This is a genomic window from Pseudomonas sp. EA_35y_Pfl2_R5 (assembly GCF_963970805.1).
Lineage (GTDB): Bacteria > Pseudomonadota > Gammaproteobacteria > Pseudomonadales > Pseudomonadaceae > Aquipseudomonas.
In genome coordinates this window covers 20,077-31,118 of sequence record NZ_CAXAOW010000022.1, presented here as the reverse complement: position 1 = coordinate 31,118, position 11,042 = coordinate 20,077, and the positions used below count along the sequence as shown (strand labels likewise).

The 11,042-nt window shown below is 59.5% G+C and carries 10 protein-coding genes; 8 read left to right on the top strand and 2 right to left on the bottom strand.

What is annotated here, in order from left to right; all coding sequences use genetic code 11:
• Positions 1 to 166 precede the first annotated feature (166 nt).
• Positions 167 to 1,135, bottom strand: coding sequence for a polyprenyl synthetase family protein (locus AACX99_RS21285; protein ID WP_339414416.1), 969 nt, complete (start codon positions 1,133 to 1,135; stop codon positions 167 to 169).
• A 245-nt stretch (positions 1,136 to 1,380) separates the two neighbouring features.
• Between AACX99_RS21285 and rplU the strand changes: the two genes are divergently transcribed.
• The 5 genes from rplU to AACX99_RS21260 all read left to right on the top strand — a co-directional run bounded on the left by rplU (position 1,381) and on the right by AACX99_RS21260 (position 5,043).
• A complete protein-coding gene (gene rplU / locus AACX99_RS21280) occupies positions 1,381 to 1,692 on the top strand; it encodes a 50S ribosomal protein L21 (RefSeq protein ID WP_339414415.1) in 312 nt (103 codons plus the stop codon).
• 39 nt (positions 1,693 to 1,731) lie between these two features.
• On the top strand, positions 1,732 to 1,989 hold the full coding sequence (rpmA, locus tag AACX99_RS21275; protein WP_085584170.1) for a 50S ribosomal protein L27: 258 nt from the start codon (positions 1,732 to 1,734) through the stop codon (positions 1,987 to 1,989).
• Positions 1,990 to 2,157: 168 nt separating this feature from the next.
• Complete coding sequence (cgtA, locus tag AACX99_RS21270) at positions 2,158 to 3,381, top strand: Obg family GTPase CgtA (protein WP_339414414.1); 1,224 nt, start codon at positions 2,158 to 2,160, stop codon at positions 3,379 to 3,381.
• A 68-nt stretch (positions 3,382 to 3,449) separates the two neighbouring features.
• Positions 3,450 to 4,568, top strand: coding sequence for a glutamate 5-kinase (proB, locus tag AACX99_RS21265; RefSeq protein ID WP_339414413.1), 1,119 nt, complete (start codon positions 3,450 to 3,452; stop codon positions 4,566 to 4,568).
• A gap of 10 nt (positions 4,569 to 4,578) precedes the next feature.
• Positions 4,579 to 5,043 carry a CreA family protein gene (locus AACX99_RS21260; protein WP_339414412.1) on the top strand — a complete coding sequence of 155 codons (465 nt, stop codon included), beginning with the start codon at positions 4,579 to 4,581 and terminating at the stop codon, positions 5,041 to 5,043.
• 109 nt (positions 5,044 to 5,152) lie between these two features.
• On the opposite strand, the gene rpsT is transcribed toward AACX99_RS21260, so the two are convergent.
• Positions 5,153 to 5,431, bottom strand: coding sequence for a 30S ribosomal protein S20 (gene rpsT / locus AACX99_RS21255; protein ID WP_136663161.1), 279 nt, complete (start codon positions 5,429 to 5,431; stop codon positions 5,153 to 5,155).
• Positions 5,432 to 5,608: 177 nt separating this feature from the next.
• Here rpsT and murJ point away from each other — a divergent pair, with 177 nt between their 5' ends.
• The 3 genes from murJ (at position 5,609) to ileS (ending at position 11,036) form a co-directional block, all read left to right on the top strand.
• Complete coding sequence (gene murJ / locus AACX99_RS21250; protein WP_339414410.1) at positions 5,609 to 7,153, top strand: murein biosynthesis integral membrane protein MurJ; 1,545 nt, start codon at positions 5,609 to 5,611, stop codon at positions 7,151 to 7,153.
• Positions 7,154 to 7,229: 76 nt separating this feature from the next.
• The gene (gene ribF / locus AACX99_RS21245; RefSeq protein WP_339414409.1) at positions 7,230 to 8,156 is read left to right on the top strand and encodes a bifunctional riboflavin kinase/FAD synthetase; all 927 of its coding nucleotides are present in this window, start codon (positions 7,230 to 7,232) and stop codon (positions 8,154 to 8,156) included.
• 48 nt (positions 8,157 to 8,204) lie between these two features.
• Complete coding sequence (gene ileS, locus AACX99_RS21240) at positions 8,205 to 11,036, top strand: isoleucine--tRNA ligase (protein ID WP_339414407.1); 2,832 nt, start codon at positions 8,205 to 8,207, stop codon at positions 11,034 to 11,036.
• Positions 11,037 to 11,042: the final 6 nt, after the last annotated feature.

Genomic DNA, 11,042 nt, shown 5'->3' with positions numbered 1-11,042 from the left:
GAGCTGGCTCACCTGGGCCAACCAGCGCTGAAAGGCTTGAGTATCCATGGTGGGCTGACCTCACAAGCGGATGTCTGCCTTAAAGCGTAGTCCTTGCAACACGGTCTTGGGACATAGCCATAAAAAACCCGCCACATGGGCGGGCTTTTGTCTGTCGCGGCAAGTCTTAGTGCGTGCGGGCTACGGCAAAGCGGCTGAGCTCGATCAGCGCGTCGCGGTATTCACTGGGTGGCAGTGCATCCAGGCAGGCGATGGCGCGCTCGGCATAGTCGCGGGCTTGTTGCGCGGTGTAGTCCAGCGCGCCGGCAGCTTCCACGGCATCACGGATGCTTTCCAGGTTCTCGATGCCACCTTTCTGGATTGCTTGGCGCACCAGAGCCGCCTGCTCGGGCGTGCCTTCGCGCATGGTGTAGATCAGCGGCAGAGTCGGCTTGCCTTCGGCCAGGTCGTCACCGACGTTCTTGCCTAAAGTGCTGGCGTCGCCACGGTAGTCGAGCAGGTCGTCGACCAGCTGGAAGGCTACGCCGAGGTGGTCGCCAAAGGTGCGCAAGGCTTCGGTCTGTTCGGTGTTGGCGCCGGCCAGTGCGGCGGCGCTATGGGTCGAAGCCTCGAAGAGCATCGCGGTCTTGCCGCGGATGACTTCCATATAGGTTTCTTCGCTGGTGCTGGCGTCGCGAATCTTCGACAGCTGCAGCACTTCGCCTTCGGCGATCACCCGGGTGGCCTTGGACAGGATCTTCATCACCGGCATGGAGCCTAGCTCGACCATCATTTCGAACGAGCGCGAATAAAGGAAGTCGCCGACCAGCACGCTCGGTGCGTTGCCCCACTGGGCATTGGCGGTGCTGCGGCCGCGGCGCATGTCAGACATGTCGACCACGTCGTCGTGCAGCAGGGTGGCGGTGTGCAGAAATTCGATGGTGGCGGCCAGCAGGCGCAGGTTGTCGCCTTCAATACCCAAGGCCTTGCCACTGAGCAGAACCAGCAGCGGGCGCAGGCGTTTGCCGCCAGCGGAGATAATATAATCGCCGATCTTTTCGACCAGAGGGACTCGCGACACCAGTTGCGCGCGGATGATGCCGTCGACGGCGGTAAAGTCATCCGCCACCACGCGGTAGAAAGCCTGGGGTTGCATCGCTTGCACCTGCTACTCATGGGTTGCGCGGCATGCTATGGGGCAGGGTAGGGGCTGTCAAGGCAAGCGCTTGGCGCACTTGCATGGTGTCGATTGCTTGCGTATAATCGCGCACCCTGAACTTCCCCCTGGGTATTTCCCTGCCTTACGCAATTGCAAGGGTGTCCTTAAGGCCCCAAGCAGCCATGCCAGCCGACACTTATTCCTATAAAGCGCTGGGTGAGCAGGATTAACGGAGATTTACCATGTACGCAGTAATTGTTACTGGTGGCAAGCAATACAAAGTCACCGAAGGCGAATTCCTCAAGGTCGAAAAAATCGAGCTGGCCACTGGCGAAGCTGTGACTTTTGACCGTGTTCTGCTGATCGGCAATGGCGACGACGTTCAAATCGGCGCTCCGGTTGTTGAAGGTGCCAAAGTTGTTGCTGAAGTGATCGCTCAAGGTCGTCACGACAAGGTCACCATCATCAAGTTCCGTCGTCGTAAGCACCACATGAAGCGCCAGGGCCACCGTCAGTGGTACACCGAGATCAAAATCACCGGTATCCAGGCCTGATTCGTTTCGGTCTGATCCCTTTATAGGAGTATTGAACTCATGGCACACAAAAAAGCTGGCGGTAGTACCCGCAACGGTCGCGACTCAGAAGCCAAACGCCTTGGCGTGAAGATGTATGGCGGCCAGGCTATCAAAGCAGGCAACATCATCGTGCGTCAGCGCGGCACCCAGTTCCACGCTGGTTACGGCGTTGGTATGGGTAAAGATCACACACTCTTCGCGAAAATCGAAGGCGTGATCAAGTTTGAAGTAAAAGGCGCGTTCAACCGCCGTTACGTGAGCGTCGTTGCGGCTTAATAGCGCGACTGCTGGGAAAGCCCCGTCCTTGCGACGGGGCTTTTTTGTTTCTTGAGGTTCTTGCCAAACTGTCCTGGGTGTTGGCGTTCGATTTGAATGCAGGTCAATTTTGCAAGAACCTAGTGTTTCTCGGTTTAGATGACCCGCGTGATTGCGGGAGGCGTAAAGATGAAATTCGTCGATGAAGTATCGATTTTTGTAAAAGCCGGCGACGGCGGTAACGGCATGATGGCTTTTCGTCGTGAAAAGTTCATCGAAAAAGGCGGCCCCAACGGTGGTGATGGTGGTGATGGTGGCTCGGTGTATATCGAGGCCGTCGAGAACTTCAATACCCTGGTGGACTACCGCTATACCCGTCGTTTCCAGGCGCAGAATGGCGAGAAGGGTGGCAGCACCGACTGTACCGGTGCCAAGGGTGAGGACCTGATCCTGCCGGTGCCGATTGGTACCACGGTGATCGATGCTGGTACTCAGGAAGTGATTGGCGACTTGGTCCGCTCTGGTCAGCGCTTGATGGTGGCTCAGGGTGGTTGGCACGGTCTGGGTAACACCCGCTTCAAGTCCAGTACCAACCGTGCACCGCGACAGACCACGCCGGGCAAGCCAGGCGAGGCACGCGATCTCAAGCTGGAATTGAAGGTGTTGGCCGATGTCGGCCTGCTAGGTTTGCCGAATGCCGGTAAGAGCACCTTTATCCGCTCGGTGTCGGCCGCCAAGCCGAAAGTCGCCGACTATCCCTTCACCACCCTGGTGCCAAACTTGGGTGTGGTCAGTGTCGATCGCTACAAAAACTTCGTGGTTGCCGATATTCCGGGGCTGATCGAGGGCGCTTCTCACGGTGCTGGCTTGGGTATCCGCTTCCTCAAGCATTTGTCGCGTACCCGTCTGCTGCTGCATCTCGTCGATATGGCGCCGCTAGATCTGACCGATCCGGCTGAGTCGGCAGCCACCATTATTGATGAGCTGACCAAGTTCAGTCCGTCGCTGGCTGAGCGCGAGCGCTGGCTGGTGCTGAACAAGGCTGACCAGATACTCGATGAGGAGCAGGAGGCGCGGATTGCTGAAATCGTCGCGCGGATCGAGTGGGCTGGACCGGTTTATGTGATTTCTGCCTTGGCGCGCCAGGGCACTGAGAAGCTCTGTTATGACATCATGGACTTCCTTGAGGCGCGCGCTGAGCGCATTCAGGAAAACCCAGAGTACGCAGCCGAGCTGGCTGAGCTGGATACGCGCATCGAAGATGAGGCGCGCGCTCAGCTGCAGGCGCTGGACGACAAGCGTGCGCTGCGTCGCTCTGGTGTCAAGGCGGTCGGTGAAGTCGATGAAGACGACAGCTTCTGGGATGAAGAAGACGAAGATGATGGCCCGGAAATTATTTACGTCCGGGATTAAGCAACTACAAAACGCCGCTTAATTGCGGCGTTTTTGTAATCACAGGTCGCGGCTAAGGTTGGAAGATCATGCGTGACAAGGTAACCGGTGCGCAGCGCTGGGTGGTGAAGATTGGCAGTGCGCTACTGACCGCCGATGGGCGTGGTCTGGATCGCGCGGCGATGGCGGTTTGGGTTGAGCAGATGGTTGCGCTGCGTGAGCAGGGTGTCGAGCTGGTGTTGGTGTCCTCCGGTGCGGTGGCGGCTGGTATGAGCAAGCTGGGCTGGAGCGCACGGCCGAGCGCCATGCATGAGTTGCAGGCGGCCGCGGCGATTGGCCAGATGGTGCTGATACAGGCGTGGGAGTCGAGCTTTGCCGAGCATGGCCGGCGCACGGCGCAGATATTGCTGACCCATGACGACCTGTCTGATCGCAAGCGCTACCTGAATGCGCGCAGTACGCTGCGTACGCTGGTGGATCTTGATGTGGTGCCGGTGATCAATGAGAACGACACTGTGGTCACCGATGAAATCCGCTTTGGTGATAACGACACCCTGGCTGCGCTGGTGGCCAATCTGGTTGAGGCTGATCTGCTGGTGATCCTCACCGATCGCGACGGTATGTATAACGCCGACCCGCGTCACAACCCCAATGCCGAGCTGATTTTCGAAGCGCGCGCCGATGATCCCGCGCTGGATGCAGTCGCTGGCGGTGTGGGTGGTGCGCTGGGGCGTGGTGGTATGCAGACCAAGCTGCGTGCGGCGCGCCTGGCTGCTCGCTCCGGTGCGCATACGGTGATTGTCGGTGGGGCGATTGAGCAGGTGCTGGCGCGGCTCAAGACGGGCGAGCGCTTGGGTACGCTGCTGGCGCCTGAGCGCGGCATGCTGGCGGCGCGCAAGCAGTGGTTGGCCGGGCATCTGCAGACCCGTGGCACCCTGGTGCTGGACGATGGTGCGGTCAAGGCGTTGGCGACCGGCACCAAGAGCTTGTTGCCAGTTGGCGTGAAGGCCGTGCAGGGTAGCTTTCGCCGCGGTGAGATGGTGGTCTGCGTCGCGGCGGATGGTCGCGAGATTGCCCGTGGCCTGGCTAACTACAGCGCGCTTGAGGCGCAAAAAATCATCGGTAAGTCCTCGGATGCTATCGAGAAGTTGCTGGGGTATGTTGATGAGCCCGAGTTAGTGCATCGGGATAACTTGATCCTGATTTGAGGGAAGGCTAATGCGAGTGGTAAACGGGTTGCTGGGTGCGCTGGCGTTGCTTCCTGGCTTGGCGGCGGCCGAGCAGGTCGGCGAAGTCTCGACGGTGTTCAAGCTGATGGGGCCGAATGACAAGATCGTGGTCGAAGCCTTCGATGACCCTAAAGTCGAGGGTGTGACCTGTTATCTGTCGCGGGCCAAGACGGGTGGCGTCAAGGGCGGCCTGGGTTTGGCTGAGGATCGGGCTGAGGCCTCGATTGCCTGTCGCCAGGTTGGGCCGGTCAGTTTCTTAGGCAAGCTCAAGGAGGGTGAAGAGGTATTTCGTGAGCGCACCTCGCTGGTATTCAAGACTATGCAGGTGGTGCGGTTCTTCGATCAGAAGCGCAATACCCTGGTTTATCTGGTCTACAGCGATCGGGTAATCGAGGGTAGTCCGCAGAATGCGGTGACAGCCATTCCGATTCTGCCCTGGCCACAAAAGCCCTAAACAAAAAGCCCGAAGCGATTCGGGCTTTTTGTTGATGGCCATTTTGTAGGCAATAAAAAACCGGCGATTAAGCCGGTTTTTTAAGAACAATCAGCGTGTCGCTAACAGCTTAGGCAGCTGCAGCTTCGCCCAGGGCCTTGATGTGGCCATTCAGGCGGCTCTTATGACGAGCAGCTTTGTTCTTGTGGATGATGCCTTTATCGGCCATGCGGTCGATAACTGGCACAGCCAGGGTGTAAGCAGTGGTGGCAAGAGCTACGTCTTTGGCTTCGATAGCCTTGACGACGTTCTTGATGTAGGTACGGACCATCGAGCGCTGGCTGGCGTTATGGCTACGACGCTTCTCAGCCTGTTTTGCGCGTTTTTTGGCAGAAGGTGTATTGGCCACCGTCAAGCTCCTCGAAAAAATTCTGGGGGTTACAAACAAATAAGGCCGCGAATCATGCCGATATGAGGGAGTGCTGTCAAGCCTGATGGCTTTTCCCTGTGCTGGCCTGACCAGTGGCAGACCGCTACACTCGTCGCTTTTGCGCGCCAGTGCTTGTTTGCGGAGCCGGGATACTACATGAATTTGCTCAAGTCGTTGGCCGCCGTCAGCTCCATGACCATGCTTTCGCGTGTATTGGGCTTTGTGCGCGACACCATCATTGCTCGCACCTTTGGTGCTGGCGTGGCTTCAGACGCCTTTGTGGTGGCGTTCAAACTGCCCAATCTGCTGCGCCGGATTTTTGCCGAGGGCGCGTTTTCTCAGGCCTTTGTGCCGATCTTGGCCGAATATAAAACCCAGCAGGGTGATGAGGCGGCGCGCACGTTTCTGGCGTATGTGACGGGGCTGCTGACTCTGGTGCTGGCGCTGGTTACCTTTATTGGTATTCTCGCCGCGCCGTGGATTGTCTGGGCGTCCGCCCCAGGCTTTGCCGATGAGGCGGAGCGCTTTGAGCTGACCACCGATCTGCTGCGGGTGACCTTTCCTTATATCTTGCTGATATCCCTGTCGTCCCTTGCGGGGGCGGTGCTCAACACCTGGAACAGGTTCTCGGTGCCGGCTTTTGTGCCGACGCTGCTGAACGTCAGCATGATCGTTTTCGCCCTGTTTCTGACGCCCTATTTCGATCCGCCGATCATGGCCCTCGGCTGGGCGGTGCTGGTGGGTGGCCTGGCGCAGTTGCTGTTTCAGCTACCGCACCTACACAAGATCGGCATGCTGGTGCTGCCTCGCCTGAATCTCAAGGACACTGGCGTGTGGCGTGTGATCAAGCAGATGGGGCCGGCGATCTTTGGCGTGTCGGTCAGCCAGATTTCGCTGATCATTAACACCATCTTCGCCTCCTTTCTAATCGCAGGTTCGGTGTCTTGGATGTATTACGCCGACCGCTTGATGGAGCTGCCAGCCGGTGTGCTCGGCGTGGCGTTGGGCACCATTTTGTTGCCAGCTCTGTCGAAAACCCATGCGGGCGCCAGCCGCGCGGACTATTCCAAGTTGCTCGACTGGGGCTTGCGTCTCTGTCTGGTGTTAGCGCTGCCCAGTGCAGTGGCGTTGGCGGTTATCTCTGAGCCGCTGATCGCTTCACTGTTCCAGTATGGCAAGTTCACTGCCGGCGACACCTTGATGACCCAGCGTGCATTGATTGCTTACTCGCTCGGGCTGGTCGGGATTATTCTGGTGAAAATTCTTGCTCCAGCCTTCTACGCCCAACAGAACATCAAGACACCGGTGCGTATCGGGCTGGTGACGCTACTGGCGACCCAGGCGATGAATGTGCTGTTTGTCTTTGTAATTCCCCTGGCCCATGCCGGCTTGGCGCTGGCTATTGGTCTAGCCGCCTGTTTGAATGCTGGGTTGTTGTACTGGCAGCTGCGCAAGCGCGACATGTTCCAGCCGCAGCCGGGTTGGGCGCTGTTTTTTGGTAAATTGCTGCTTGCGCTGCTGGCGATGGTGGCGGTACTGCTGCTAACCATGCAGCAACTGCCGGCCTGGTCGGGGGGCACCATGTTTTGGCGCTTGTTGCGTCTGGGCGGGCTGGTTGGTGTGGGTATGCTGGCCTATCTAGTCGTGCTGGCGCTGCTGGGTTTTCGTTTGCGGGACTTTGCGCGGCGCAGCTCAGTCTGATTGAGGCTTATTTGCTGCCTGTTGTCCGCTGCCCGGTGTGCGTATAATCGGCCACTTTATGAGCAAGAAGCGCGTTATGCAGCTGGTTCGAGGCCTACACAATTTGCGGCCCCAGCATCGGGGCTGTGTCGCCACTATCGGTAATTTCGACGGCGTCCATCGTGGTCATCAGGCCATTTTGGCGCGTTTGCGTGAGCGCTCCGCCGAGCTCGGTGTGCCCAGCTGCGTATTGATTTTCGAGCCGCAGCCGCGTGAGTTTTTTGCTCCCGATACCGCACCGGCGCGCTTGGCGCGGCTGCGCGACAAGCTGGCCTTGCTGGAGGCCGAGGGCGTTGATCGGGTGTTGTGCCTGAGCTTCAACCGCCGCTTGCGTGAGCTGAGTGCTGCTGAGTTCGTGCATCGCGTGCTGGTGGAAGGCCTGGGTGTGCAGCATCTGGAAGTGGGTGATGACTTCCGTTTCGGCTGCGACCGCGCTGGCGACTTTGCCTTCTTGGCCGAGGCCGGCGAGCGTGAAGGCTTCAGTGTTGAGGCCGCGACCACGGTCGAGCTGGATGGCATCCGGGTCAGCAGTACGCGGGTGCGTGAAGCCCTTGATGCCGGTGACTTCGCCTTGGCGCAGCACTTGCTCGGGCGGCCTTTCAAGATCGCCGGACGGGTGTTGCACGGGCAGAAACTGGGTCGTCAGCTGAATGCGCCGACCGCCAATGTGCAGCTCAAGCGCAAGCGGGTGCCGCTCAAGGGTGTGTACCTGGTCAGCACTGAGATCGACGGCCAAACCTGGCCGGGTGTCGCCAACATAGGTGTGCGCCCGAGCGTGGCCGGTGATGGCCGCGCTCACTTGGAAGTGCATTTGCTGGACTTTGCCGGTGATTTATATGGCCGGCGTTTGACGGTGGCTTTCCACCACAAGCTGCGCGATGAGCAGCGTTTCGCCTCCCTTGAGGCATTGAAGACGGCTATTGCTGCCGATATTGCTGCCGCCCGTGCCCATTGGCGCGTTTAAGCCCCCGGCTTCAACTGCTGGGTGCCAATCGCTTACGAAGAGCCTGAAATGACCGATTACAAAGCCACGCTGAATCTGCCTGATACCCAATTTCCGATGAAAGCCGGCCTGCCGCAGCGCGAGCCGCAGATCCTGCAGCGTTGGAACGAGATTGGCCTGTATCAGAAGCTGCGCGCTCAAGGCGAAGGCCGGCCGAAGTTCGTCCTGCACGACGGCCCGCCCTATGCCAACGGCAGCATTCACATCGGTCATGCGGTCAACAAGATTCTCAAGGACATCATCACCCGTTCCAAGACCCTGGCCGGCTTCGACGCCCCTTATGTGCCGGGTTGGGACTGTCATGGCCTGCCGATCGAGCACAAGGTCGAGACCACCTTCGGCAAGAATCAGCCGTCCGACCTGACCCGCGAGCGCTGCCGTATCTACGCAGGCGAGCAGATCGAAGGGCAGAAGGCCGACTTTATCCGCTTGGGCGTGCTCGGCGACTGGGATAACCCCTACAAGACCATGGCGTTCGCCAACGAGGCCGGGGAGATTCGTGCCCTGGCCGAGATGGTCAAGCAAGGTTTTGTGTTCAAGGGCCTGAAGCCGGTCAATTGGTGCTTCGATTGCGGTTCGGCACTGGCTGAGGCCGAGGTCGAGTACCAGGACAAAAAATCCGATGCCATCGATGTGGCCTTTGTCGTTGAAGATGCCGACAAACTGGCCGCCGCCTTTGGCCTGGCCAGCTTGCCGAAACCGGCGTCCATCGTGATCTGGACCACCACGCCGTGGACCATTCCGGCTAACCAGGCGCTGAACGTTCACCCTGAATTCACCTACGCGCTGGTCGACACCGGCGAGCGCTTGCTGCTGCTGGCCGAAGAACTAGTAGAAGGCTGCCTGACCCGTTATGGCCTGCAGGGCGAAGTGATCGCCACCACGCCAGGCGCGGCGCTGGAGCTGATCCGTTTCCGTCATCCGTTCTATGAGCGCTTTGCCCCTGTATACCTGGCCGATTACGTCGAGCTGGGCGCTGGTACTGGCGTCGTGCACTCGGCCCCAGCCTATGGCGAGGACGACTTCCGTTCCTGCAAAGGCTACGGCATGAGCAACGACGACATCCTCAGCCCGGTGCAGAGCAACGGTGTGTATGTTAGCGAGCTGCCGTTCTTCGGCGGCCAGTTTATCTGGAAGGCCAACCCGGCCATCGTTGCCAAGTTGGAAGAAGTCGGCGCTCTGCTCAAGCACGAAGCCATCCAGCATAGCTATATGCACTGCTGGCGGCACAAGACCCCGCTGATCTACCGCGCCACCGCGCAGTGGTTCGTCGGCATGGACAAGCAGCCTAACGAGGGCGACACCCTGCGCGAACGTGCACTGGCTGCCATCGAGCAGACTGCATTTGTTCCGGCCTGGGGCCAAGCGCGCCTGCACAGCATGATTGCCGGGCGTCCGGACTGGTGCATCTCGCGTCAGCGCAACTGGGGCGTACCGATCCCGTTCTTTCTGCATAAGGCGACGGGCGAGTTGCACCCGCGCAGCGCCGAGCTGATGGAAGAAGTGGCCAAGCGGGTCGAGCAGCAAGGCATCGAAGCTTGGTTCAAGCTGGACGCCGCCGAGCTGTTGGGTGATGAAGCCGCCGACTACGACAAGATCAGCGACACCCTCGATGTCTGGTTTGACTCCGGCACTACTCACTGGCACGTGCTGCGCGGCTCGCACAACCTCGGCCATGCCAGCGGCCCGCGTGCCGATCTGTACCTGGAAGGCTCCGACCAGCACCGTGGCTGGTTCCACTCGTCCTTGCTAACTGGCGCGGCCATCGACGGCCACGCACCGTACAAAGAGCTGCTGACTCACGGTTTCGTGGTCGACGAGAACGGTCGCAAGATGTCCAAGTCGCTGGGCAACGTAGTTGCTCCGCAGGAAGTGAATGACAGTCTGGGCGCCGATATCCTGCGCCTGTGGGTTTCGTCCACCGACTACTCGGGTGAGATGGCCGTGTCCAAGGTCATCCTGCAGCGCAGTGCCGACTCCTACCGGCGCATCCGTAACACCGCGCGCTTCCTGCTCTCCAACCTCAGCGGCTTCGACCCTGCGCAGCACCTGCTGCCGGCGGAGGACATGCTGGCGCTGGATCGCTGGGCGGTAGACCGCGCCTTGTTGTTGCAGCGCGAAATCGAAGAGGCTTACGACAGCTACCGCTTCTGGAACGTTTACCAGAAAGTGCACAACTTCTGCGTGCAGGAGCTGGGCGGCTTCTACCTCGACATCATCAAGGATCGTCAGTACACCACTGCGGCTGACAGCGTGGCGCGACGTTCCTGTCAAACCGCGCTGTTCCATATCGCCGAAGCCCTGGTGCGGTGGATCGCTCCGGTGCTGTCGTTCACCGCCGATGAGTTGTGGGAATACCTGCCGGGTGCGCGTAACGAGTCGGTGATGCTCAATGGTTGGTATCAAGGCCTGAGTGAACTGCCAGAAGGCTTCGAGCTGAATCGTGCGTTCTGGGAGCGCGTTATGGCGGTTAAGGTCGCGGTGAACAAGGAAATGGAAAACCTGCGCGCAGCCAAGGCCATTGGCGGCAACCTGCAGGCTGAAGTGACCCTGTACGCTGAAGACAGCCTGATCGCCGATCTGAACAAGCTCGGTAACGAACTGCGCTTTGTGCTGATCACCTCTACCGCCAGCCTGGCGCCGCTCGCCAGCGCGCCGAGCGATGCTGTGGAAACCGAAGTGGCGGGGCTCAAGCTGAAAGTGCTGAAGTCCGGCCACGCCAAGTGCGCCCGTTGCTGGCACCACCGTGAGGACGTTGGGGTGAACCCGGCGCATCCGGAAATCTGTGGTCGTTGCGTGGACAACATCGAAGGCGCGGGTGAGGTTCGTCACTATGCGTGATAACGG